A 23,935-nucleotide genomic window follows, 5' to 3' on the forward strand; every position below is an offset into this window, starting at 1 on the left:
CGCATGTTGAGTGCTGAGTTCACAGGGGAGCAGATTCGGGAGATGGTGTTCGAGTACTGCCGGTTGCCGTATGGCCAGCATGGGCCGTGGATGGTGGCGCATCCGTCCGTCTCGAGGGGCATGATGACGCGGTGGCGGACGGCGGTGTTCGACGGCGACGTGGACCGCGGGCTGGTTCCGCGTCAGACTGAACCGATGAACTCGCAACCGAAGGGCCGGCAGGGAATGGTCGAACGGCGAGCCATCGAGACGGCGCGCCACGCCGAGGAACTCGCCCGACGTGACGCTCAGATCCGTGAGCTCAAGGAGACCAACGAGCTGCTGGGAAAAGCTATCGGGCTCTTGCACACACTGAACGTGCCCGAGCCCGACGACACCCCGACGAGAACCGATCCCACCGATTCCTGAGCGACGAGAACACCCTCGTCGACGAACTGGCCCCACTGACCGGATCGGTGCGTCGAGCATTGACGTTGGTCGGGTTGTCCCGCTCGACGTGGCACTACCGCCGCAACCCCAGGGTCAAGACCGAACACCCTGTGCACCAACGAGATCGGAAGTATCCGAGCAGAATCGACACCACCGATCGCGCCCGGGTCGAGGCGTTGATCGACACCGGGTGGCAAGCCGGGAACTCGGTCGATCACTCCTTCGCCACCGCCTGGGACAACGGGTCGATGATGGCATCACGTCGCTCGTGGTGGCGTATCGCAGCAGCGGTCCTCGACCAACGCAACCGCCCGAAGACACCGACCAAGAAGAGCACCCGAACCCCGCGCCCGATGCCCGTGCACACCGCTACCGCACCCGGTCAGGTGTGGAGTTGGGACATCACCGATCTGCACTCACCGTGGCGCGGTGCCTCGTTCAAGGCGTACTCGATCATCGACATCCACTCCCGCCTGATCGCAGGGTGGCGTGTGGAGGAACGAGAGAGCGACCACCTCGCCGCCGAGATGTTCGAGACAGCCATACAGCGTTACGGCGCACCATCATTCGTTCACGCCGACTCCGGTGCAGCGATGCGCTCGAACACCCTCAAGAACTGTTTGACCGCCCACGGAGTCCAGCTCACCCACAACCGGCCTTACGTCAGTAACGACAATCCGTTCTCCGAGTCCGAGTTCCGGACCATGAAATACCGGCCGAACTACCCGGGGATCTTCTCCGACATCGATGCCGCCCGCGGGCACCTCACCGACTACGTCCACTGGTACAACACCGACCACAAACATTCCGGCATCGCCCTGTTCTCACCCGCAGACGTCCACTCCGGGAACTGGCGAACCCTGTGGACCGACCGAGACCGAGCTCACCAGGCCTATTACGACCGACACCCCGAGAGGTTCCGCCGCCGCCCCCACACCGCCCAACCGCCCGCAACCGTCGGAATCAACAACAACCGACTCCAGACAGCTTGACATTGAGCGTTTACTCCGATTCTTCGCCGAGATTCGGCAACAGTTGCGTGAAGTTTCACCGGTCGGACGCCGATGCCGGTGGATACCACGCGGTACGAGATATAGCGTCTGAGTGTGGCTTCAGTGAATGCTCTTCTCGGACGACGGCCAGAACCGAGGGAGAGCGGTTACGCAGCGCACCGGTCGGGTGTCGAGCAGCTGCTTCGCAGCTATCGCGCAATTCCCGCCGATGCGACGGTGCGTCTGGCGAAGAAGACGTCCAACCTGTTCCGGGCCAGGACGACCACCACCACACCGGGGCTCGACGTGTCGGGCCTGAGCAAGGTCATCACCGTCGATCCCGCCTCGCGCACAGCAGATGTCGCCGGAATGTGCACCTACGAGGACCTGGTCGACGCGACGCTTCCCTACGGCCTTGCACCCCTCGTCGTCCCACAGCTCAAGACGATCACCCTCGGCGGAGCCGTCACCGGACTCGGTATCGAGTCGACGTCGTTTCGTAGCGGACTTCCCCACGAATCGGTGCTCGAGATCGATGTCCTCACCGGCAGCGGCGAGATCGTCACCGCAACACCCGAGGGCGAACACGCAGATCTCTACTGGGGCTTTCCCAACTCGTACGGAACCCTCGGCTACTCCACTCGGCTGAAGATCCAGCTCGAACCCGTGTTGCCGTATGTCGCGTTGCGCCACCTGCGATTTCACGATCTCGAAACCCTGCAGTCCACGATGGACAGAATCGTCGAGCAGCGCGAGTACGACGGCATCGAGGTCCAGTACCTCGACGGTGTGGTCTTCAGCGCCGACGAAAGCTACCTCACACTCGGCGTCCAGACCGACGAACCGGGACCGGTCAGCGACTACACCGGTGCCGACATCTTCTACCGCTCGATCCAGCACGCATCGGACACACCCAAGACCGACCGCCTCACCATTCACGACTACCTGTGGCGCTGGGACACCGATTGGTTCTGGTGTTCCCGCGCATTCGGAACACAGAACCCGAGAATCCGACGCTTCTGGCCGCGCAAGTACCGGCGCAGTAGCTTCTACTGGAAGCTCATCGGTCTCGATCGTAAGTACGACATCGGCGATCGACTAGAGAAGCGCAAAGGAAATCCGCCGCGCGAACGCGTCGTGCAAGATGTCGAGGTTCCGATCGAACACACCGCAGGCTTCGTCGCGTGGTTCCTCGACAACATCCCGATCGAGCCGTTGTGGTTGTGCCCGTTGCGTCTTCGTGAGCCCGCAGCACCGGGCGCGAATCCGGCCCGGCCGTGGCCGCTGTATCCACTCGAACCGAAACGCACCTACGTCAACATCGGCTTCTGGTCTTCGGTCCCGATCGTTGCAGGCGAACCAGAGGGTGCCGCGAACCGCGCCATCGAGAAGAAGGTCACCGAGTTCGACGGGCATAAATCGCTGTACTCGGACGCTTATTACACCGAACATGAATTCGCCGTTCTGTACGGCGGCGATCGATACGAAGTGTTGAAGAAGAAATACGATCCCGAATCCCGATTGTTGGATTTGTACTCGAAGGCGGTGCAACGCAGATGACGACGTTCAAGGACTCCGGCAATCGCACGGTGAACGGTGCCCAGAAGCTCAAGATCTCCGAGATTCTCGAACTGATCTCCGACGGCAACATCCCACTGCGCTTCACCGCTTACGACGGCAGCACCGCAGGACCCGAGGACGCCAGAATCGGCCTCAACCTCAAGAGCCCGCGCGGAACCACCTATCTCGCAACCGCTCCCGGCGATCTCGGCATGGCGCGCGCGTACGTCTCGGGCGATCTCGAAGCAACGGGAGTCCATCCGGGCGACCCCTACGAGCTGCTGGCGCTGATGGGCGACGAGCTGCACTTCCGTCGCCCCTCGGCGATGACACTGACATCGATCGCCCGTTCGCTCGGCTGGGATGTGTTGCGGCCCATCGCTCCCCCACCCCAGGAAGCGATCCCGAGGTGGCGTCGTATCGCAGAAGGTCTGCGCCACTCCAAGACTCGCGATGCAGAAGCGATCCACCATCACTACGACGTGTCCAATGCCTTCTACGAGAAGGTGCTCGGCCCCTCCATGACGTACACCTGCGCGGCGTTCGAGAGCGTCGATCAGTCTCTGGAAGCCGCACAGGAGAACAAGTATCGCTTGGTGTTCGACAAGCTCGGCCTGCAACCGGGTGATCGCCTGCTCGACATCGGCTGCGGTTGGGGCTCGATGGTGCGCTACGCCGCCCGCCGCGGAGTGAAGGTGATCGGTGTGACGCTCTCGCAGGAGCAGGCGTCGTGGGCACAGCAGGCCATCGCCGACGAGGGGCTCTCCGAGCTCGCCGAGGTGCGCTTCTCCGACTATCGCGACGTGCCCGAGACCAACTTCGACGCCATCTCCTCCATCGGACTGACCGAGCACATCGGCGTGCACAACTACCCGTCGTACTTCACGTTCATCCAGTCCAAGCTGCGCGACGGCGGCCGACTGCTCAACCACTCCATCACCCGGCCGGACAATCGCGCACACGCCAAGGCCGGCAGCTTCATCGACCGGTACGTCTTCCCCGACGGCGAACTCACCGGCTCGGGCCGCATCATCACCGAGATCCAGGACGTCGGACTCGAGGTCCGGCACGAGGAGAACCTGCGCGAGCACTACGCGCTGACGCTGGCCGGATGGTGCCGGAACCTCGTCGAGAACTGGGACGCCTGCGTCGCCGAAGCAGGTGAGGGAACAGCCCGTGTCTGGGGCCTGTACATGGCCGGGTCTCGGCTCGGCTTCGAGCGCAATGTGGTTCAGCTGCACCAGGTTCTGGCCGTCAAGCTCGGACCGAAGGGACAGGCCGACGTCCCCCTGCGGCCTTGGTGGAACGGCTGACGCTTGTGAGCGGAACCTCGTAGCAGGGGTCGAAGTTCCGCGCACATGGGAGCGTCAGCGACCCGTTCCCCGCAGGATGACCCGCGCGGTCTCGGTCGGCTGATCCCAGTGCGGGAAGTGTCCGCATTCTTCGAACCAGTGCAGGGTGGCGTCGGGGAATCGCTCCAACGCCACTGTCGCCTGGCTGGGTGTGGTGACCTTGTCCTGACGGCCCCAGCCGATGAGCAGCGAGCCCTGCAGGGAACCTTTCGGGGAACCCTGTTGCTTCGGCCCGTGGATCAGCGCCTTGCGTGCGGCGTCGAGCGAAGGCGATGTCTTGGAGGAGAAACCCTTCAGCTCCTGCTCGACCAGCCCACTCGGAAGTTTCCAGGGCGCGGCCGAGAACTGCGCCAGTGCAGCAGTTCTGGTGACCGGGTTGCCGGCCAGGAACGGTACCAGCGGCTGCACGTTCTTCATCAGCGCCAACGATGCGGTGATCGTGGCCCCGAAGATCTTGACCTGCCGGTCGTTCCAGAACCCGCCGGGATCGAGCGCCACCATGGATCCGCGGTGACCGCGGCGGGCCAGCTCGACGACCATTCGCGCACCCATCGAACTTCCGACGAGATCGGCGTCGGACAGCCCCTCGCTGTCGAGAAATTCCCGCAACGCGTCGGTCAACGTCGCGATGGAGACCTCGGCCAGGGGCGGAGTCTGCCCGAACCCGGGTAGGTCGAGGGCGATGACCTCTCGGTGCTTGGCGAGGGCGGGCACGATGGGGTCCCAGTTGCGGTGCGAGGAACCGAGACCGTGGACGAGGACCAGGGGCTTTCCGGTGCCGGTTCTGACGTTGTACATACCCCGCGTTGTACCCCGAGCGCGCCGATCTACACCTTCGGGATGTAGTGCGACGGGTCCGTGCGGCGTTCCACCGGCGGCAGATTGCGGGCCGGCGTATGGACCAGCGGCGACGTCGGGTCGATCCGGCCCCGAGCACGGTCCCATCCGGCGCGGCCTCGCGGGTGCAGTCGCCGTCGAGGCGGAACCAACCCGAACACGAGGTTCACTGCCTTGCCGAACAACGCCAGGCGCTTCTCGTCCTGGGGAGACCAGCTGTAGCCCAAAAGCCGGCGTACCGGCTCGTCGTAGAGCCCGACGGTGATCCAGACGAACAACTTCGCCACCGGACGCCGGAACACGGCCCAGATCGGCTTCGGCAGCCAGGCCGCATACGGCGGTGGTCCCAGCTTCGACAGGTCCAGCACCCCGCGGGCGGCCATGTTGTCCTCCAACACGTGTCGGCACATGTGATCCCAGTACTGCTGGAACTCCGGCCAGGTGGCAGGCACCGACCGCATGCTCATGCCGTAGAGGCGATACCACTGCACGTGCTCGTCGAACAGCTGCACCTTCTGAGCCTCGGTCAGCCCGCCCATGAAGTGGTCTGCGGTGAGCACCGTGCCCATGAAGAAGGTGGCGTGCGCCCAGTAGAACGTGTCGGGATCGAGCGCGTGGTACTTGCGGCCCTTCGAGTCGATCCCTTTGATGTTCGTGTGATAGCCGCGGACCTGCAGCGCGGTCTCCTCGGCCCGATCGCCGTCGAACACGACCCCACCGATGGGGTACAGAGACCGATACAGCCGCTGCCAGCGCTCGTCGAAGAACGTGGAGTGCTGCTCCACCCCGGCTCCGAGCCCTGGGTGCATGTTCTGCATCGACCCTGCCCAGACGCCCTGCAGCATCCCTCGCCAGTCGCCGAAGTACTTCCAGGTCAGCGAATCCGGACCGAGCGGGACGGGTCGATCGGGCTGACTACGCATGTTGTCAGACTAGGGTTGACAACATGCGTAGTCAACAGTTGGAGGAACGCAGATCCAAGCGCTACGACGCGTTGCTCGCGGCCGGGGTCGAGCTCCTCGGCTCGCCGGACGGTCCGGCCGTCAACGTGCGGGCCGTCTGCCGTACCGCCGGCCTGACCGAGCGGTATTTCTACGAGAGCTTCGCCGACCGCGACGCCTTCGTCCGCGCGGTGTACGCGTGGGTCGGCACCAGAGCGCAGGGCGCTTTGCTCGACGCCGTGATGCAGGCGAGCACTGCCGAGGACACCATCGCCGCGCCGGTGCGCGCATTCGTCGAACTCATCATCGACGAACCGCGAACGGGACGGGTGCTGCTCATCGCGCCGTTGGCCGAACCGGCACTGAGCCGACGCGGTCTCGATCTCCTGCCCGGCTTCGTCGAGCTGGTGCACTCCCAACTGCCCGACACCGACGATCGACAGCTGATCGCCGTCGGAACCGTCGGGGCGTTGACGGCCCTGTTCATCGGCTATCTCGACGGCACGCTCACCGTCACCCGCGAAGCCCTCGTGGCGCACTGCATTCGGCTGATTTCCGAGGCCTCCGTGCGAGGATGACACCACCTCTAACCGAAGGAGTTCTTCATGTCCGATCTCGACCAGTCGTTCGCCGACGCGCAGGTAGACGTCAAGAAGCTCACGTCCAAGCCGAGCAACGACGACCTACTGAGCCTGTACTCGCTCTACAAGCAGGGTTCGATCGGTGACGCCTCGGGTAAGCGGCCCGGACGACTGGACATGGTGAACCGAGCGAAGTTCGATGCCTGGGCGAAGCTCGAAGGTACGAGCCAGGATTCGGCGAAGCAGCAGTACGTGGATCTGGTGACCAAGCTCCTCGCCGGCTGAGCCAACGGCTATGGTCGAGTGCGGGGGTAACGCAACGAAGGGACCCGCATGAGACGCACCGACAGCGACGTCGACGAGGCCGAGCTCGACATCGAAAAGCCGAAGACCCACGCGGCAGGCCCCGTCGCCGTCGCAGTGTCGATGAAGCGAGCGCTTGGCCACATGGGCCCGAAGCGCACCGCGCAGACGCTGCTCAAGCTCAATCAGGCCGAGGGTTTCGACTGCATGAGCTGCGCGTGGCCCGATCCCGATCCGGGCCACCGACACGCGGCGGAATTCTGCGAGAACGGCGCGAAGGCCGTTGCCGAGGAAGCGACGACGACGCGGGCGACGCCGGAGTTCTTCGCGCAGCACAGCATTGCCGAACTCGACAGCCACACCGAACACTGGCTGGGCCAGCAGGGCCGGATCACGCACCCGATGATCAAGCTGCCCGGCGGCAGCCATTACGAGCCCATCGAGTGGGACGACGCATTCCGCCTGATCGGCGATGAGCTGAAGTCCCTCGCGAGTCCCGATGAGGCCATCTTCTACACCTCGGGTCGCGCCTCGAACGAGTCCGCATTCACCTATCAGCTCTTCGCCCGGGCGTTCGGCACGAACAACATGCCCGACTGTTCCAACATGTGTCACGAGTCGACGTCCATCGCGCTGCAGGAATCGATCGGCATCGGCAAGGCCAGCGTCACGCTCGACGACGTCCACAATGCCGAACTGATCATCCTCGCCGGTCAGAATCCCGGAACCAATCACCCCCGCATGCTCTCGGCCCTCGAGATGGCCAAGCAGAACGGCGCAAAGATTCTGTCCATCAACCCACTTCGCGAAGCGGGTCTGCTGAACTTCAAGAACCCGCAGACCCCGCGGGGCATGGTGGGCCCGGGAACGGACCTGTCGAATCTGCACCTGTCGATCAAGATCAACGGCGACCTCGCACTCTTCCAGGCCATCGGCTCGTTGCTGGTGAAGTGGGATGCACTCGATCACGAGTTCCTCGACAACTACACCGTCGGCTTCGACGCATGGAAGGCGCACGTCGCCGAGGTCGACTGGGATCTCGTCACCGAGGTGACCGGACTGTCGGTAGCGCAGATCACCGAGGCAGCCGAGATGTTGCGCGACTCCAAGGCAACGGTCTTCTGCTGGGCCATGGGTCTGACGCAGCACCGCAATGCCGTCGCGACCATCAAGGAAGTCACCAATCTCGCGTTCGCACAGGGAAATATCGGCCGGGCAGGTGCCGGGCTGCTCCCCGTGCGCGGCCACTCGAACGTGCAGGGCGACCGGACGATGGGCATCTGGGAGCGTCCGCCGGTGGCCTTCCTCGACGCCATGGCTGCGGAATTCGACTTCGAGCCGCCGCGCGAGCACGGCTTGGACACCGTCGATTCCATCCGGGCCATGCGCGACGGTAAGGCGCACTTCTTCCTCGGCCTCGGCGGCAACTTCGTCCAGGCGACTCCGGACAGTGACGTCACCTTCGAGGCACTGCGCAAGATGCGGATGACGGTGCAGATCTCCACCAAGATCAACCGCTCGCACCTCGTCTGCGGCGAGACGTCGATCATCCTGCCGACTCTGGGACGCACCGAGAAGGACGTGCAAGCCAGTGGTGAGCAATGGATCTCGGTCGAGGACTCCACGTGCTCGGTGCATTCCTCGCGCGGACCGTTGAAGCCCGCGAGCGAGTTCCTTCGTTCCGAGGTCGCGATCGTCAGCGGCATCGCCGAGGCGACACTCGGCAACCGATACGGTCTCGACTGGAAGGGTTTCCGCGACGACTACCGCAACATCCGCAAGCACATCTCCCGCGTCGTCGCCGGTTGCGAGGGTTACGAGGTCAATGTTCGACGCCCCGGCGGCTTCGTGCTGCCGCATCCGCCGCGCGACAGCCGGACGTTCGAAACCAAGAGCGGCCTGGGCGAATTCGCGGTCTCACCGATCGATGTACTGCAGGTTCCGCCGGGCCATCTGATCCTGCAGACGCTGCGTAGCCACGATCAGTTCAACACCACCATCTACGGACTCAGCGACCGTTACCGCGGCATCGAGAACGGCCGACGCGTCGTCTTCGTGCACCGAGAGGACATTTCGGCGCTCGGCTTCCGCGACGGCGACATGGTCGACCTCGTCACCAAGTGGGACGACGACGACGTGGATCGGTGCGCGCCGTCGTTCCGCATCGTCGAGTACGACACCCCGCGTGGGTCGGCTGCCGCATACTACCCCGAAACCAATCCGCTGATCCCGCTGGATTCGACTGCGCTGCACAGCAACACCCCCACCTCGAAGTCGGTCATCATCGCGATGGTTCCGGCGGGAACAGGCGTGCAGGGTACGGCGAACGGTCATCAGGACAACGAGGGATCGGACGAGGGGCACAAGTCGCACCCGCAGCCGCATCATCTGAGCTGAGGCTCGTACTAGACCAGTGCTCGCCCCGAGCGCATCCGCCGCTCGACATCGCGGAGCAGGATGTTGAACGGAAATGCGCGCACGACGGGCGGCGACACCCGGTTGAGCAGGGACGCGCTGCGCAGCAACAGCGCAAACCGTCTCTGCTTGACCGGGTCCCAGGCCAATTCCATCTCGTCCCGAATCGCTGAGGTAAGAATCCGGTCGTCACGAAGCGGAAGAACGGCCCGATCAGCGGATGCAGTACAGCCGGCTTGGTGAACGTGGCCGAGGCGATGCCGTGTAGGTAACGCCGGATCGTCGGGTCGATGTGAATGTCGTCGAGCGCTGCGTCCCAGTACTTCTCGAAGGCTGCTCGATCTGCGGGCCACATCTCGGGTGGCATCTGAAGCGTCGAGCCCAGGACGTGGCATGCCTGGTACATCTCGTCCACGGTGTCCGGATCGGGCGGCCCGTACAAGGCGACGTACACATCCTCGAGACCTCGGTAGAGGCACGCAGCCACCCACAGCTGCAGGGTCGGATCGAAGGCGCTGTACTTCACCGGACTGTCCGGCGTCGACTTCACCGCTGCATGAGATCGGTTGGTCGCCTTGCGGTATGCGGCCTTGGTCTCGTCGTCGCCCATACCCGCGACGGCGAGATAGGACAACGTGGTTCGGGTGCGCTTGATCGGGTGCCGGTTGATCTGTCCGGATTCGACCCGGCTCTCGAACACTCCGTACCCGACGGCCGGGTGCCCCAGTTGCATGATGACGTTGGCCGAGCCGGCGAGCAGCCCCAGCCCGGTCATGGACTTGCGCAGGAAATCCGGATCGCCGGTCACGACGGCGTCGATTCCGCGCCGATGTCCCACTGCCGGAACTGTCGACGCATCACGTCGTCGGCGGCCTCGACGTCGCGTCGCGCAAAGGCCTCGATCAGTTCTTCGTGACTGCGCACTGCATCTTCACCCCATCGCTTGTCGGTCGCGTACAACCGCGGCGTGTATCTGACCGCACCGAGGAGGAACCACGCCAACTTGGTTCCGCCTGCGATCTTGTTCACGAATCGATGGAACTCGAACTCGTAGTACTCCACCGATTCGGTGTCCGAGCGGGCCACGGCGTCACGGAGACCGTCGTTGAGTGCTGTCAGCCGATCCAGGTGCTCGGGTGTGATGCTGCGAGCGGCCCGACCGGCGAGTGTGCCGGCGATGGTCCCCTGCAGCCAGAAGATGTCGTCCACATCCTGGCGCGAGAGCTCACCGACGCGATAGCCGCGTCGAGGCACCTGCTCGACGAGCCCTTCCCCGCGCAGCGAAACGAGTGCTTCGCGCACCGGAGTGGCACTGACGCCCAGCTCCGCCGCCGTCTCGTCGATTCGCACGAATGCCCCTGGCTCGAGCGCACCCGTGACGATCTGCTGGCGAATACTGGCGGCGACATCCTCCGCGAGCTGTGGTCGACGACGCAACACGATGATCTACAGTCCGTACGTCTTGCCGATGATGTCGCGCTGAATCTCGTTGGTACCGCCGTAGATCGAGGACACGAGAGTCGTCCTGACATGCTTTTCCATGTCGAACTCGGTGGCGTAGCCGTAGCCACCCATCATCTGCATGCCTTCGAGCGCCACCTTCTTGGCGGTCTCGGTGAGCTTGAGCTTGGCCATCGATGCCTCGCGCGGGAAGAGTTTCGTCGGGCTCTCGTCGACCAACCGAGCCACGTGGTAGACCAGCAGCCGTCCGCACTCGATCTCGGTGGCCAGATCGGCGATGCGATGCCGCAGTGCCTGGAACGTTCCGACGGGCCGTCCGAATTGCTTTCGCTGGGTGATGAAGTCGAGTGTGTCGTCGAATGCTCGTTGCGCCGTACCGAGCATCATCGCCGCGAGAATGAGGCGCTCGATGTTCAGACCGGTCATCAGCTGAGACCACCCCTGCCCTTCCACCCCGACCACCGCGTCCCCGGGCAGCGCGCAGTCGGTGAAGTACAGGTCGTTGACTTCCTTGCCGCCCATCGTGTCGATGCCGACGATGTTCAGGCCCTCGACATCGGCCGGAACGTCGAACATCGTCAGGCCTTCGTGCTTCCCACCCTCTCTGCCTCCCTGGGTCGCTCCGCCGGCTCCGCTCCTGCCGGTGCGGGCAACGAGCAGGATCCGATCGGCGAAGTGCGCGTTGGAGCACCAGGTCTTCTGGCCGTTGATCAGCCAGCCGGTGTCGGTCTTCTCGGCGCGGCAGCTGAGGTTGCCGACGTCCGAGCCGGCCTCGGGCTCGGACATCGAGATCGAATAGCTCCGCCCGGCGACGATGCCGCCGAGAACGGTCTCCTTCTGTGCGGGTGTGCCGAATTTCTCGTAGGCCGCGCCGGTGATCAGGGTGGGTCCGATGCCGCCGATGGGAGCCATGGCCTTGGCAGATTCTTCGAGCAGAATGCACAGGTCGACGGTGCTGCCGCCCGCCCCGCCATGCTCCTCGGAGATGATCGCACCCAACCAGCCCAGCTCGGCCATCTTGTCGTAGAGCGCCTGATTGTGGGTGTGCTTGCCGTGCTCGGTGAGCGCGTCGCGCTGGGCGCGGGTGCCGGCTTCCTTGGCGCAGAAGGATGCGACAGCCTGGGCGAACGCGGTCTGTTCCTGGGTGAGATCGATACTCATGAATCGGCTCCTGCACATCGAGGCGGCGGGGGTTGTAGCAACCGAATCGGACGCATAGTGTGTCCTGGACAACATTGAATCACATCAAATATATGTGATGCGATCTGCTGGAGGAAGAGCCCGTGACGGACCAGATCGAACGAACGAACGAGAGCACCTTCGAAAGCCTCGACCCCAGAACAGGTGTCGCACTCGCCACGTATCCGATCGCGGGCACCGCAGAGGTCGACGTCGCCGTCGCTCGCGCTCGGTCGGCCGCGCGCTGGTGGGACGTACAGGGCTTCGTCGGACGCAAACGGTGGCTGCTCGAATTCAAGTCCGCCATCGCCAAGGACGCTGCAAGCCTCGCTACCGTCATCGCCGCCGAAACCGGCAAGCCGGACGAGGACTCTCTGCTCGAGGTCATGCTCGGCGTCGAACACCTCGACTGGGCGGCCCGCAACGCCGAGAAGATCCTGCGGCAGCGCAAGGTCGGATCGGGCCTGCTCGCCGTGAACCAGAAGGCCTACGTCGGGTACCGCCCGTTCGGTGTCGTCGGAGTGATCGGCCCCTGGAACTACCCGCTCTACACACCGATGGGTTCGATCGCGTACGCCCTCGCGGCAGGCAACACCGTCGTGTTCAAACCGAGCGAGCTGACGCCTGGCGTCGGGACCTGGTTGGCCGAGAAGTGGCAGTCGCTTGCCGCTCAGCACCCGGTGTTCCAGACGATCACCGGCGACGGATCCACCGGCACCGCCCTCGTCGAATCCGGTGTCGACAAGATCGCGTTCACCGGATCCACCGCCACGGCCAAGAAGGTCATGGCCACCTGCGCGAAGTCCCTGACCCCACTCGTCGCCGAGTGCGGCGGCAAGGACGCGATGCTCGTCGACGCAGACGCGGACATCACTGCCGCAGTGGAATTCGCGACGTTCGGCGCGATGGGCAACGCCGGGCAGACCTGCGCAGGCGTCGAACGCATCTACGTCGCGGCTCCGGTGTACGACCGCTTCGTCGGCGAGTTCACCGCCGCGGTGAAGGCGCTGAAGCCCGGCGGAACGAAGACCTCGTCCTACGGTCCGATGACGCTGGGCAAGCAGAGCGACATCGTGCGCGGCCAGATCGAGGACGCTCTGGCCAAGGGCGGCAAGGCGGTCGTCGGCGGACTCGACTCGTTGCACGGTCCGTACATCGACCCGGTGGTTCTCACCGACGTACCCGAGGATTCGACGGCGATCACCGAGGAGACCTTCGGTCCGACCGTGGTGGTCAACAAGGTGCGCGATCTGGACGAGGCCATCGAACGCGCCAACGCGTCCAAGTACGGACTCGGCGCATCGGTGTTCACCCAGGACGGAGCGGTGGGCAGACGCGCCGCCGAGAAGCTCGATTGTGGTGTCGTGACGGTCAATTCGGTGCTCGGCTTCGCCGGTGTTCCGGCGCTGCCGTTCGGCGGCACGGGCGACTCGGGATTCGGCCGCATCCACGGTGCCGACGGCCTCCGTGAATTCAGCACCGTGAAATCGTTGACCGTGCAGAGTTTTGCAGCTCCGGTCAATCTGCTGACGATGAAGCGCAAAGCGCGAAACATGAAGCTGTCCGTGCTGGCGCTGAAGCTTCGTCACGGACGGGGCTGAACATGGAAATCAAGCCGAAGAAGGGGCGCTTCGGCTGGCTCCGCCGCATCGAGGAACTCGACCCGGTGCGGGATTGCCACACGATCCACCGCATCACCGCCGGCTACGAGTTTCCGTGGGACTACCAGCGTGCACTCGAATTCGCGTTGTTCCGTACCTACTGCGTGCCGACCATCTCGGCTCTGTTGGTCAGGACCGGCGAATTCGAGAACAGGCCGCAGAAGCGCTACGATGACACCGCGCTGCTGATGGCCGAATTGCTCGAGCACGGATACGACTCCGAGCGGGGCCGCGAATCGCTTCGGATGGTCAACCGGATGCACGGGCAGTTCGACATTTCGAACGACGACATGCTCTACGTGTTGACGACGTTCATCTACGAGCCGATCGAGTGGATCGACACCTACGGATGGCGTCGCCTGCATCCGAAGGAACGACTCGCAACGTTCCACTTCTACTGCGAAGTGGGAAAGCGGATGGGAATCAAGAACATTCCCTCCTCGTACACCGAGCTCGCGCAGTTCAAGCTCGATTACGAGGAGCGCACGTTTCGCTTCAGCGCGGACAACCGTCGGATCGGCACGTACACCCTCGAGCTGTACTGCTCGTGGTACCCAGCCGCGTTCACCCCCGCCGTGAAACAGGGAGTCTTCGCATTGCTGGACGACCGGATGGCGGGTGCCTTCGGCTTCCCGTCCGGCTCGGCGACGATCGAGCGGGCCGCCGTGCGGGCTCTACGTGCCCGAGCCCGCGTGGAGCGGTTCCTGCCCAAGCGGACGCACTCGCGGGCCACCGCCGACGCGTCGAACAAGACCTACCCCGGTTATCCCGTCGGCTACCGCCCTCGGGATCTGGGAGCTGGTGCGTGCCCGTACACCGCCGTGGCCACGCCTGCCTGAGTCCGGCGGCGATCACCCCAGCAGTACCGCGGTCATCGTCTGCTGCACTCGGGCCATGGTTCGGTCGGAGCGCTCGAACCGCACCGTGCGACCGACGTCGAAGACCAACCCGAGAGCGGCGTGGATCAGAAATTTCGAGACCACCACGCTCGTGTTCGGCCGTGCTTCCCGCAGTAGTTGTGCCCAGCCGTCGATGTTGTGGCGCTGAATTCTGCGCAGCGTCGTCCGCCGATCGGCCGGTAGATTTCCGATCTCGGCGAAGTACACGGCCACGAGTTCGCCCTGCCGGAAGGTCAATTCGGTGTACAGCCTGGCGAACGTCCGCACCGCGTCGACCGGGGAGCTCGATTGCTCGAGCGCACCGGCGAGGGTGTCGGTGAGCTGGTCGTTGGCACGGTGCAACGCAGCCTCGAGCAGTTCGGCCTTGCTGGGGAAATAGCGGTACACACTGGAGGCAGTGATCGACGCCGCTGCGCCGATGTCGTCCAGGCCCACCTCGTGGTAGCCGTGCAGGTAGAACAGCCTGATCGAATGATGCAGCAGCTCTTCGCGTTTCGATGCATGCTCGAGCACGGATTCGCGGTGGGGAGATGCACTGCCCTGCTGCGGAAGTTCGGTCCGTAGGACCGACCGTGCGGCAGCGAGCATCGACTCCTCGATCTGCTTGGCCGACAACGCCGATCGATGCGCGGTGATGCTGGCGACCACACTGATTGCCGCGGTGGCCAGCAGCGCTGCATCGGATTCGGACAGATCGGGGCGAAGCTGTCGCAGCGGGACCGTCACCCGCTCGTGCACCGTTCGCAGCGCTAGGCGTAAGTACTCACGGTCCGAACCGACGAGATAGCGCCCCTCCCATCGATACAACCCACCGGTGCGCCGATTGTCGAGGGTGGTGGCGATGATGGCACCGATGACCGCGTCGATCCGAGCCTGCGGGTCCTCCACCTCGATGACGGCCGGATCGGTTGCCGCGACCAACGAGTCGGTCATCCGCATGACTGTGTGGACGAACAGGGAGTACTTGGTGGGAAAGTGCCGGTACAGCGCGGGCCCGGAAATGCCGACGGTGGCGGCGATGTCCTCGATTCCGACGGGGTGATAGCCGCGCTCGCTGAAGGCCTCGGCCGCGGCCACCAGAATCTGCGCCTTTCGATTCCGTGGCCGACGCCGCTGCGCCGTCGTACCTGTCTCGTTCATCGCCTGCCCTTGCACCGCCGGTCGTCTCGATTCCCCATAGTAGCGGCATCGATGCGAATGACCGCAAACTTATTGGCGTGCTGAGCTGCAGAAATGCAGTCTGCGAAGCTCCGGACAAAGCAGTGCCCGATCTGTAGGCTGCATCACATTCGATGCCCTGCTCTTACTGCTGACGAGAGGAACCGGCGATGGCCGCTCACCCGAACGAACCCGGGTTGTCCAACCGAAACAACTGGAACAACCACGTTCGACGCCACGCCCTCATGCAACCCGACGCCGTGGCGCTCCGATTCCAGGGGCGATCGATCACGTGGCGCGAACTCGACGACCGCGTGTCGAGATGCGCAGGCGTCCTGCAGAGCCGCGGAATCGGATTCGGCGACCGGGTGCTGATCGTGATGCTCAACCGACCCGAGTACCTCGAGGCGGTGCTGGCAATCAACGCGCTCGGGGCTCTGGCAGTGCCGGTGAACTTCCGGATGACTCCGCCCGAGGTGGCCTTTCTCGCGCAGAACAGTGGCTCCACCCTGGTGATCACCGACGACACACTCGCTCCGCTGGCCGAAGCAGTTGTGGCGCAGAGTGATTCACTGAACGGAATCATCACCGTCGGGGACGACTACGAGGCGCTACTGTCCGCGGCTGAGCCGGCGGACACCGTCGACGTTCCGGACGACGCCCCGGCATTGATCATGTACACCTCGGGTACCACCGGAAGACCCAAGGGCGCGGTCCTCACGCACGCGAACATGCAGGCCCAGGCCTTCACCTGCATCCGGGCACTGCAGATGAGCGCCACCGACGAGGTCGGTTTCTGCGCCTCACCGATGTTCCACATCGCCGCACTCGGCAGTCTCGCGCCGAGCCTGCTGCTCGGCATTCCCACCGTCGTCCACCCGGTCGGTGCCTTCGATCCGGGCACCCTGCTCGACGTACTCGCCGCCGAGGGTGTCACCAATCTCTTCCTCGTCCCCGTGCAATGGCAGGCGATGTGCGCCGAGCAGGCCGCCAACCCCAGAGAACTTGCCCTGCGGGTCATTTCCTGGGGTGCCGCCCCGGCCTCCGACACCGTCCTGCGCGCGATGTCGACAACGTTCCCGGGAGCGCTGAACGTCGCGGTCTTCGGGCAGACGGAGATGTCGCCCATCACCTGCGTGCTCGACGGCGTCGACGCCCTCCGCAAACTCGGCTCCGTCGGACGTGTCATTCCGACCATCGCAGCGCGCGTCGTCGACGACGAGATGAACGACGTGGCGCAGGGCGAGATCGGTGAAATCGTCTATCGAGGGCCCACATTGATGCAGGGGTACTGGGAGAACCAGGACGCGACGGCGGACGCATTCCACGGCGGCTGGTTCCACTCCGGCGACCTCGTACGCCAGGACGAGGAAGGCTTCGTGTTCGTCGTCGACCGCAAGAAGGACATGATCATCTCCGGCGGCGAGAACATCTACTGCGCCGAAGTCGAGAACGTCCTGTTCTCCCACCCCCGAATCCTCGAGGCCGCAGTGATCGGCCGCCCCGACGACAGATGGGGTGAGGTGCCCGTCGCGGTGGTCGCACTGCACGATTCGCCCGGCGCCCCGGACCTGACACTCGACGAGCTTCTGGTGTGGCTCGGCGACCATCTCGCGCGGTTCAAACACCCCAAGGATCTGGTCGTCGTCGACGCCCTCCCGCGCAACGCGAGCGGCAAGGTGGTCAAGGTCGCACTCCGGAAGACCTACTCGCCGGCACCTGCCTGAAAGGCGGGCAGGGAGGCGTCGAACATGCCCGGTACACGACGCCCTTCGAGGGCCGACACGGGGCCGAAGTGCTGGTCGGGGCACACCCCGAATCGGATAGGACGTAGCCTGGCTGGGAAGGTTCGGTGGCTCGACCGGAATGACAGTCGTGTTGTTCGGTTAGATTGGGAGAGCCACCAGGCACGATGCAAGAGGGTCGAGACCTGTCAACGAGCGACGGGTCACCACAATCGAGGAGAACAGGCCATGGCTTTACCAGTATTGACACCGGAACAGCGCACCGCGGCGCTGGCCAAGGCGGCCGAGGCACGCACTGCGCGGTCGAAGCTGCTCGCATCCGTCAAGTCCGGCGAACTCAGCGTCGCTGACGTTCTCGCCAAGGCGGAGAACGACGAGATCGTCAAGAAGACCAAGGTGTCCGCCCTGATCAAGGCCCTGCCGGGTGTTGGTTCCGTGCGCGCCGCACAGCTGCTCGAGCAGCTGTCCATCGCCGATACCCGCCGTATCGGTGGCCTCGGTGCAAACCAGCGCGAAGCCCTCCTGGCCGCAGTCGCATCCTGATCGACCTGGGTCGGGCTCACACCCGATCCGGCGATAATGCGTTGCCTGCAGGGCTAGCATTTCGACCATGAACGTCGAAGTGACCCTGCTGCCGGGAATCGGGGTGCGGAAAGATTTCGCCCTCGCTTCCGGGCGTCGCATAGGCGTCATCACCCGCAAGGACGGCGCGAACGAGTTGATCGTCTCGCGCAAGGACGACCCCGATGCGACGCAGGAATCCATCACGTTGAGCAATGAGGAAGCGGCGGCCCTGGGCAATCTGCTCGGGTCGCCGCAACTCATCGCTCAGCTCGGGGAACAGCATCGCGACCTCCCCGGCATCAACACCCGCCAGCTCCCCGTCAGGAAGGGCTCGCGTTTCGACGGCCGCCCCCTCGGCGATACCGGGATGCGCACCAAGACCGGCGTCTCGATCGTCGCAGTGATGCGCGCGGGCCAAGTACAACCGTCACCCACTCCTGGCTTCACCCTCGTCTCCGGCGATCTGCTGGTCGCCGTCGGAACCGCCGACGGTTTGGACGCAGCTGCCAAGATCCTCGGCAATGCCTGACAATCGTCGGGTCTGACCGGTGGCCGAGACTGCACTCGCTCTGACCGAACTGGGAGCGGTGTTCTTCGTCCTCGGCCTACTCGCCCGCGTGGCAGGCAAGTTCGGGGTCTCCCCCATTCCGTTCTATCTTCTCGCCGGTCTCGCCTTCGGCAACGGCGGAATCGTCAGCCTCGGCGGCATCGACGAATTCAGTGAGATCGCCAGCGAAATCGGCGTCATCCTGCTGCTGCTCCTGCTCGGACTCGAGTACACCGCCACCGAACTCGTCACCGGACTACGCCGATCCTGGCTGGCGGGCCTGGTCGACATCGCCCTGAACTTCACCCCGGGCGCAGTGGTCGCACTGATACTCGGCTGGGGCGGCGTCGGAGCGCTGGTGATGGGCGGTGTCACATACATCTCGTCCTCGGGCATCATCGCCAAGGTCCTCACCGACCTCGGCAGGCTCGGCAACCGAGAAACCCCCATCGTGCTGTCCATTCTGGTGTTCGAGGACCTTGCGATGGCCGTCTACCTGCCGATCCTCACCACCGTTCTGATGGGTGCCAGTTTCCTCGGCGGGCTCGAAGCTCTCGGAATCTCCCTGCTGGTCGTCACGATCGTCCTGGTCATCGCACTGCGCTACGGCAGCTCGGTCTCTGCGCTGCTCGACAGCAAGGACCGTGAGGTCATGCTCCTCAACGTCCTCGGCGCTGCCCTGCTGGTGGCCGGAATCGCGTCGGAACTGCAGGTCTCGGCCGCCGTCGGCGCATTCCTGCTCGGTATCGCGATCTCCGGCTCGACGGCCGCCAACGCCACCCGCGTTCTCGAACCCCTCCGAGATCTGTTCGCGGCGATGTTCTTCGTGGTGTTCGGTCTCGCCACCGACCCGGCAACCATCCCGCCGGTGCTCGGCTGGGCCGTCGTCTTGGCGGTCGCCACCGCAGCGACCAAGATCGCGACGGGCTGGTGGGCGGCCAGGCGTCAAGGAATAGGGCGGCCGGGCCGACTGCGCGCCGGTGCGGCCCTGGTGGCGCGTGGCGAGTTCTCCATCGTCATCGCCGGGCTGGCCGTGGCCGCGGGAGCCGTCGAGGGCGAGCTGGCTGCTCTGGCCACGGCATACGTGCTGCTGATGGCCATCCTGGGGCCCATCGCGGCCCGAGTCGTCGAACCGGTCGCGAAGGTCCTCCTTCGCACGAAGCCCGCCGTGTGATTGGCTTTCGGAATGGTGGACAAGCGTCGAGCATCGGTTCTGCGCCGACGGCCGCAGCTGTCGGAGGAGGTGGCCAACCACGTCCGGCATCTCGTCATGTCCGGCGAGGTGAGCCCAGGCGACTTCATCCGACTCGACGAGACCGCCGCCGAACTCGGGGTGAGCGTCACTCCGGTTCGTGAGGCGCTGCTGACGCTGCGGGGTGAGGGCATCGTCGAACTCGTCCCGCATCGCGGATACAAGGTCTCACCACTGACGCCGAGCGACATCGTCGACATCTTCTGGCTCCAGGGCCACATCGCCGCCGAGCTGGTTCGCCGCGCCGCGCCGAAGATCACCGAGGCCGAGCTCGACCGGCTCGCCGAGCTCACCGCCGCACTGTCGATCGCCGTCGAGAACGGTCGGCCGGAGGACGTCGAGAACTGCGAGTTCGAGTTCCACCGAGTCCTCAACCGACTCGCCGAATCCGCGAAACTGGCGTGGTTTCTCAACAACGCCACCCGCTACACACCCACCCGCCTCTACGCCACCGACCGCGACTGGGGCCGAGCGACAGTACGCAATCACGAGGCCCTCATCGAGGCACTCGTTCGAAACGACATCGACGCCGCCTGCGAATTGATGAAGCAACAATTCACAGACGGCGCCGAGAGGTTGATCGCGCACCGCGGTTGAGTGCGCTACGCGCAGTGGTGCGGTTAGGTGCCACGGGCGGCACATAACCACACCACTGCCTTGGCACTAGCGCAGCGAGGCGGGAACCTGGAAGCGATCGCCGTACTTCTTCGCCAATTCGTCTGCACGGGTGACGAATCCGGCCCGACCACCCGGGTAGCCGACGACGTACTGGTGCACGCCTCCGGTCCAGGCGGGGAATCCGATGCCGAAGATCGAGCCGATGTTGGCGTCGGCGGTGGTGTTCAGGACACCCTCGTCGAAGCACTTCTGCGTCTCGATGGCCTCGATGAACAGCATGCGCTCCTTGAGGTCCTCGAACGGGATGTCCGCCGAGCCCGACTTGAACGCATCACGCAGTCCGGGCCACAGTCCGGCGCGCTTGCCGTCCTCGTACTCGTAGAAGCCCGCACCCTTGGCCTTCGACGGACGCTCGAACTCGTCGACCATCTTGTCGATGACGGCACCGGCCGGATCCTCGGGAGGAGTCTGACCCGCGGCGATGAGCGCGTCGTAGGTCTCCTTGCGGATCTTCTGCATCAGGTTGAGCGTGAGCTCGTCCGAGAGCTGCAGCGGCGCAGCCGGGTAACCGGCCTGCAGACCGGCCTGCTCGATGGTCGACGGCTCGACGCCCTCGCCCAACATCGCGATGGCCTCGTTGATGAACGTGCCGATGACACGCGAGGTGAAGAAGCCGCGACTGTCGTTGACGACGATCGGGGTCTTCTTGATGATCTGCACCAGGTCGAATGCCTTGGCCAAGGCTGCATCCGACGTCTTCTCGCCGCGAATGATCTCCACCAGCGGCATCTTGTCCACGGGTGAGAAGAAGTGGATTCCGATGAAGTCTTCCTGACGCTTGATGCCCTGAGCGAGGCTCGTGATGGGCAGCGTCGAGGTGTTGGAACCGAGCAGCGCCGTCGGATCGACGAGGTCCTCGATCTCCTGGAACACCTTCTGCTTCAACTCTTCCGACTCGAAGACGGCCTCGATGACAAGATCTGCGCCTTCGACGTCCTTGGCGTCGGCCGTCGGGTGGATACGGGCGAGCAGAGCGTCGGACTTCTCCTGGGTGGTCTTGCCACGGGAGAGCGCCTTGGCCTCGATGGCCTCGGAGTAGGCCTTACCCTTCTGAGCCGATTCGAGGGCAACGTCCTTGAGCACCACATCGATTCCGGCCTTGGCGCACACGTACGCGATACCCGCGCCCATCATGCCTGCGCCGAGAACTGCGACCTTGGTGAACGTGGTCTTCTCGATGCCGTCGGGGCGGGACTTGCCGGCGTTGATCGCCTGCAGGTCGAAGAAGAACGCCTGAATCATGTTCTTGGACACCAGTCCGGTGACCAACTCGGTGAAGTACCGCGACTCGATGGTGCACGCGTTGTCGAAATCGACCTGCGCACCCTCTACTGCCGCAGCGAGAATCGCGCGCGGAGCCGGCATCGGTGCGCCCTTGATCTGCTTGCGCAGGTTGGACGGGAATGCAGGCAGGATCTGCGCGAGCTTCGGGTTCGACGGCGTTCCGCCGGGGATCTTGTAGCCCTTGACGTCCCACGGTGCGACGCCACCCTCGGGGTTGGCCTTGATCCACGCCTTGGCGGCGGGCACCAATTCGTCGATGCTGCCGACCAATTCGTGAATCAGACCGATCTCGAGAGCCTTCGCCGGACGGAACCGGGTGCCCTGGGCGAGGACGGTCATGAAACCGGTCTGAATGCCGAGCAGTCGCGTGATGCGAGCAACGCCGCCGCCGCCGGGAAGCAGTCCGAGCGAGACCTCGGGCAGACCGATCTGGACGCCGGAAACATCGGCCGCGATGCGGTGATGCGTCGCGAGGGCGATCTCGAGTCCGCCGCCGAGTGCTGCGCCGTTGATGGCGGACACGACCGGCTTACCGAGCTTCTCGATGCGACGCAGCTGCCCCTTGACTTCCTGAACCTCGTCGAACACCTGCTGGGCGTCCTCGGGCTTGGCTGCGATGAGGGTGTGCAGATCGCCGCCGGCGAAGAACGTCTTCTTGGCGGACGTGATCACGACACCGGTGATGGAGTCGACCTCGGCCTCGAGGCGTTCGACGGTGGCACCCATCGAGTCCTTGTACAGCTGGTTCATCGTGTTGGCGCCCTGGTTGGGGTCGTCCATTGTCAGCGTGACGATGCCGTCGGCGTCCTGGTCCCACTGAATCATGTTGTTGCTCATGCCTTTACCTCAGACTCGCTCGATGATGGTGGCAACGCCCATGCCGCCGCCGATGCACAAGGTGATCAACGCGTAACGACCGCCGCGGCGCTCGAGCTCGTCGAGCACGGTGCCGGTGATCATCGCGCCGGTAGCTCCCAAGGGGTGGCCCATGGCGATGGCTCCGCCGTTGACGTTGAGCTTCTCGTTCGGGATCTTCAGATCCTTCTGGAACCGCAGCACGACGGACGCGAACGCCTCGTTGAGCTCGAAGAGATCGATGTCGTCGACGGTCAGCCCCGCGGTCGCGAGAACCTTCTTCGACGCCGGGGTCGGCCCGGTCAGCATGATGGTCGTGTCGGCACCACTGGTGGCCGTGGCGACGATGCGCGCCCGCGGAACCATGTTCAGATCCTTGCCGGCCTGCTCGCTGCCGACGAGGACGAGTGCTGCGCCGTCGACGATGCCGGAGCTGTTACCGCCGGTGTGGACGTGCTCGATCTTCTCGATCCAGTGGTACTTCTGCAGTGCGACGTCGTCGAATCCACCCATGGCGGCGATACCGGTGAAGGCCGGGTTCAGCTTGCCGAGCGATTCGACGGTGCTGCCCGGACGCATGTGCTCGTCCTGATCGAGGATCAGCAGACCGTTCTGGTCGGTGACCGGTACGACGGACTTGGCGAAGTATCCACCCGACCACGCTGCTGCGGCACGCTCCTGCGACTGCGCGGCGTAGGCGTCGACGTCTTCACGGGTGAAGCCCTCGATGGTGGCGATGAGGTCGGCACCGATGCCCTGCGGGGCGAAGTAGGTGTCGTAGTTGGTGGCGGGGTCCATGGCCCACGCGCCGCCGTCACTGCCCATCGGCACACGAGACATCGACTCGACGCCACCGGCGACGACGAGCTCGTCCCAACCCGAACGCACCTTCTGCGCGGCCAGGTTGACGGCCTCGAGGCCGGACGCGCAGAAACGGTTGAGCTGGAAGCCGCCGACGGTGTCGGGCATCTTCGCAGCGAGCACGGCAGTGCGGGCGATGTCGGCACCCTGGTCTCCGACGGGCGAGACCACTCCGAGGATGAGGTCGGAGATCCGGTTCTCGTCCATGTCGGGGAAACGTCGACGAAGCTCGTCGATCAGGCCGGTCACCAGGGAAATCGGCTTCACCGAGTGCAGGGAGCCGTTCTTTCCTTTGCCTCGGGGAGTCCTGATGGCTTCATAAATGAATGCCTCTGTAGTCACAGCGCGCAGTTCCTTCCACATTCTCGATCGGCGTCGCCG

The 23,935-nt window shown here is 64.5% G+C and carries 21 protein-coding genes and 1 pseudogene; 14 read left to right on the top strand and 8 right to left on the bottom strand.

The features are described from left to right. The first annotated feature begins 3 nt into the window (after window positions 1–3). From QM615_RS11745 to QM615_RS11760, 4 genes are all read left to right on the top strand, one after another. Window positions 4–408 carry a hypothetical protein gene (locus QM615_RS11745; protein ID WP_283347346.1) on the top strand — a complete coding sequence of 135 codons (405 nt, stop codon included), beginning with the start codon at window positions 4–6 and terminating at the stop codon, window positions 406–408. Between the two features lie 47 nt (window positions 409–455). Next, window positions 456–1,421, top strand: a complete 966-nt coding sequence (locus QM615_RS11750; RefSeq protein ID WP_283347347.1) for a DDE-type integrase/transposase/recombinase — start codon at window positions 456–458, stop codon at window positions 1,419–1,421. Window positions 1,422–1,535: 114 nt separating this feature from the next. Next, a complete protein-coding gene (locus QM615_RS11755; RefSeq protein WP_283347348.1) occupies window positions 1,536–2,981 on the top strand; it encodes an FAD-binding oxidoreductase in 1,446 nt (481 codons plus the stop codon). Then, window positions 2,978–4,294: a class I SAM-dependent methyltransferase gene (locus QM615_RS11760; RefSeq protein WP_269595586.1), complete on the top strand. Its 1,317-nt coding sequence runs from the start codon at window positions 2,978–2,980 to the stop codon at window positions 4,292–4,294. The genes QM615_RS11755 and QM615_RS11760 overlap by 4 nt, the downstream gene beginning before the upstream one ends. A gap of 54 nt (window positions 4,295–4,348) precedes the next feature. Here the strand turns inward: QM615_RS11760 and QM615_RS11765 are convergent, their stop codons facing one another. Beyond that, on the bottom strand, window positions 4,349–5,131 hold the full coding sequence (locus tag QM615_RS11765) for an alpha/beta fold hydrolase (protein ID WP_283347349.1): 783 nt from the start codon (window positions 5,129–5,131) through the stop codon (window positions 4,349–4,351). A gap of 29 nt (window positions 5,132–5,160) precedes the next feature. Further along, window positions 5,161–6,093 carry an oxygenase MpaB family protein gene (locus QM615_RS11770; RefSeq protein WP_269595584.1) on the bottom strand — a complete coding sequence of 311 codons (933 nt, stop codon included), beginning with the start codon at window positions 6,091–6,093 and terminating at the stop codon, window positions 5,161–5,163. Window positions 6,094–6,116: 23 nt separating this feature from the next. Here QM615_RS11770 and QM615_RS11775 point away from each other — a divergent pair, with 23 nt between their 5' ends. The 3 genes from QM615_RS11775 to QM615_RS11785 are packed head-to-tail and all read left to right on the top strand — an operon-like array spanning window position 6,117 to window position 9,392. Beyond that, complete coding sequence (locus QM615_RS11775) at window positions 6,117–6,689, top strand: TetR/AcrR family transcriptional regulator (protein WP_094638731.1); 573 nt, start codon at window positions 6,117–6,119, stop codon at window positions 6,687–6,689. 27 nt (window positions 6,690–6,716) lie between these two features. After that, on the top strand, window positions 6,717–6,977 hold the full coding sequence (locus QM615_RS11780) for an acyl-CoA-binding protein (RefSeq protein WP_032379982.1): 261 nt from the start codon (window positions 6,717–6,719) through the stop codon (window positions 6,975–6,977). 48 nt (window positions 6,978–7,025) lie between these two features. After that, window positions 7,026–9,392 (top strand): FdhF/YdeP family oxidoreductase, encoded by a 2,367-nt coding sequence (locus tag QM615_RS11785; protein WP_269595583.1) that lies wholly within the window; start codon window positions 7,026–7,028, stop codon window positions 9,390–9,392. 8 nt (window positions 9,393–9,400) lie between these two features. On the opposite strand, the pseudogene QM615_RS11790 reads toward QM615_RS11785, so the two are convergent. The 3 genes and pseudogenes from QM615_RS11790 to QM615_RS11800 all read right to left on the bottom strand — a co-directional run bounded on the left by QM615_RS11790 (window position 9,401) and on the right by QM615_RS11800 (window position 12,032). Continuing rightward, window positions 9,401–10,185, bottom strand: a pseudogene (locus tag QM615_RS11790) (oxygenase MpaB family protein). A 29-nt stretch (window positions 10,186–10,214) separates the two neighbouring features. Beyond that, entirely contained in the window at window positions 10,215–10,850 is a 636-nt protein-coding gene (locus QM615_RS11795; RefSeq protein WP_255183170.1) for a GntR family transcriptional regulator, read from the bottom strand. Between the two features lie 6 nt (window positions 10,851–10,856). Further along, window positions 10,857–12,032 (bottom strand): acyl-CoA dehydrogenase family protein, encoded by a 1,176-nt coding sequence (locus tag QM615_RS11800; protein WP_269595581.1) that lies wholly within the window; start codon window positions 12,030–12,032, stop codon window positions 10,857–10,859. Window positions 12,033–12,154: 122 nt separating this feature from the next. Here QM615_RS11800 and QM615_RS11805 point away from each other — a divergent pair, with 122 nt between their 5' ends. Further along, window positions 12,155–13,651 (top strand): aldehyde dehydrogenase family protein, encoded by a 1,497-nt coding sequence (locus tag QM615_RS11805; RefSeq protein ID WP_269595580.1) that lies wholly within the window; start codon window positions 12,155–12,157, stop codon window positions 13,649–13,651. A 2-nt stretch (window positions 13,652–13,653) separates the two neighbouring features. Next, window positions 13,654–14,550 (top strand): oxygenase MpaB family protein, encoded by an 897-nt coding sequence (locus tag QM615_RS11810; protein ID WP_269595579.1) that lies wholly within the window; start codon window positions 13,654–13,656, stop codon window positions 14,548–14,550. Between the two features lie 12 nt (window positions 14,551–14,562). Here QM615_RS11810 and QM615_RS11815 read toward each other — a convergent pair whose 3' ends face one another. Continuing rightward, on the bottom strand, window positions 14,563–15,750 hold the full coding sequence (locus QM615_RS11815; protein WP_269595578.1) for a TetR/AcrR family transcriptional regulator: 1,188 nt from the start codon (window positions 15,748–15,750) through the stop codon (window positions 14,563–14,565). Between the two features lie 188 nt (window positions 15,751–15,938). On the opposite strand from QM615_RS11815, the gene fadD5 reads away from it, so the two are divergent. From fadD5 to QM615_RS11840, 5 genes are all read left to right on the top strand, one after another. Next, window positions 15,939–17,495 carry a fatty-acid--CoA ligase FadD5 gene (gene fadD5, locus QM615_RS11820; protein ID WP_269595577.1) on the top strand — a complete coding sequence of 519 codons (1,557 nt, stop codon included), beginning with the start codon at window positions 15,939–15,941 and terminating at the stop codon, window positions 17,493–17,495. Window positions 17,496–17,741: 246 nt separating this feature from the next. Next, window positions 17,742–18,056 (top strand): integration host factor, actinobacterial type, encoded by a 315-nt coding sequence (gene mihF / locus QM615_RS11825; RefSeq protein WP_008712632.1) that lies wholly within the window; start codon window positions 17,742–17,744, stop codon window positions 18,054–18,056. Window positions 18,057–18,123: 67 nt separating this feature from the next. Continuing rightward, window positions 18,124–18,606: a cation:proton antiporter regulatory subunit gene (locus QM615_RS11830; RefSeq protein ID WP_094638737.1), complete on the top strand. Its 483-nt coding sequence runs from the start codon at window positions 18,124–18,126 to the stop codon at window positions 18,604–18,606. A 19-nt stretch (window positions 18,607–18,625) separates the two neighbouring features. After that, window positions 18,626–19,798, top strand: a complete 1,173-nt coding sequence (locus QM615_RS11835) for a cation:proton antiporter (protein WP_269595576.1) — start codon at window positions 18,626–18,628, stop codon at window positions 19,796–19,798. A gap of 12 nt (window positions 19,799–19,810) precedes the next feature. After that, window positions 19,811–20,473, top strand: a complete 663-nt coding sequence (locus QM615_RS11840; protein ID WP_188078771.1) for a GntR family transcriptional regulator — start codon at window positions 19,811–19,813, stop codon at window positions 20,471–20,473. Window positions 20,474–20,539: 66 nt separating this feature from the next. Here the strand turns inward: QM615_RS11840 and QM615_RS11845 are convergent, their stop codons facing one another. Together QM615_RS11845 and QM615_RS11850 are read right to left on the bottom strand one after the other, a co-directional pair. Then, window positions 20,540–22,675 carry a 3-hydroxyacyl-CoA dehydrogenase NAD-binding domain-containing protein gene (locus QM615_RS11845; RefSeq protein WP_283347350.1) on the bottom strand — a complete coding sequence of 712 codons (2,136 nt, stop codon included), beginning with the start codon at window positions 22,673–22,675 and terminating at the stop codon, window positions 20,540–20,542. A gap of 9 nt (window positions 22,676–22,684) precedes the next feature. Beyond that, window positions 22,685–23,896 (bottom strand): acetyl-CoA C-acetyltransferase, encoded by a 1,212-nt coding sequence (locus QM615_RS11850; protein ID WP_149407263.1) that lies wholly within the window; start codon window positions 23,894–23,896, stop codon window positions 22,685–22,687. Window positions 23,897–23,935 lie beyond the last annotated feature (39 nt).

The sequence above is a fragment of the Rhodococcus sp. IEGM 1341 genome, assembly GCF_030056895.1.
In the GTDB taxonomy this organism is placed as follows: domain Bacteria; phylum Actinomycetota; class Actinomycetes; order Mycobacteriales; family Mycobacteriaceae; genus Rhodococcoides.

Coding starts and splice junctions, on each gene's coding strand:
- QM615_RS11815 (WP_269595578.1), bottom strand. CDS start 15,750: ATGAACGAGACAGGTACGACGGCGCAGCGGCGTCGGCCACGGAATCGA.
- QM615_RS11775 (WP_094638731.1), top strand. CDS start 6,117: ATGCGTAGTCAACAGTTGGAGGAACGCAGATCCAAGCGCTACGACGCG.
- QM615_RS11800 (WP_269595581.1), bottom strand. CDS start 12,032: ATGAGTATCGATCTCACCCAGGAACAGACCGCGTTCGCCCAGGCTGTC.
- QM615_RS11765 (WP_283347349.1), bottom strand. CDS start 5,131: ATGTACAACGTCAGAACCGGCACCGGAAAGCCCCTGGTCCTCGTCCAC.
- QM615_RS11780 (WP_032379982.1), top strand. CDS start 6,717: ATGTCCGATCTCGACCAGTCGTTCGCCGACGCGCAGGTAGACGTCAAG.
- QM615_RS11770 (WP_269595584.1), bottom strand. CDS start 6,093: ATGCGTAGTCAGCCCGATCGACCCGTCCCGCTCGGTCCGGATTCGCTG.
- QM615_RS11845 (WP_283347350.1), bottom strand. CDS start 22,675: ATGAGCAACAACATGATTCAGTGGGACCAGGACGCCGACGGCATCGTC.
- QM615_RS11840 (WP_188078771.1), top strand. CDS start 19,811: ATGGTGGACAAGCGTCGAGCATCGGTTCTGCGCCGACGGCCGCAGCTG.
- QM615_RS11830 (WP_094638737.1), top strand. CDS start 18,124: ATGAACGTCGAAGTGACCCTGCTGCCGGGAATCGGGGTGCGGAAAGAT.
- QM615_RS11745 (WP_283347346.1), top strand. CDS start 4: ATGTTGAGTGCTGAGTTCACAGGGGAGCAGATTCGGGAGATGGTGTTC.
- QM615_RS11810 (WP_269595579.1), top strand. CDS start 13,654: ATGGAAATCAAGCCGAAGAAGGGGCGCTTCGGCTGGCTCCGCCGCATC.
- QM615_RS11760 (WP_269595586.1), top strand. CDS start 2,978: ATGACGACGTTCAAGGACTCCGGCAATCGCACGGTGAACGGTGCCCAG.
- mihF (WP_008712632.1), top strand. CDS start 17,742: ATGGCTTTACCAGTATTGACACCGGAACAGCGCACCGCGGCGCTGGCC.
- QM615_RS11785 (WP_269595583.1), top strand. CDS start 7,026: ATGAGACGCACCGACAGCGACGTCGACGAGGCCGAGCTCGACATCGAA.
- fadD5 (WP_269595577.1), top strand. CDS start 15,939: ATGGCCGCTCACCCGAACGAACCCGGGTTGTCCAACCGAAACAACTGG.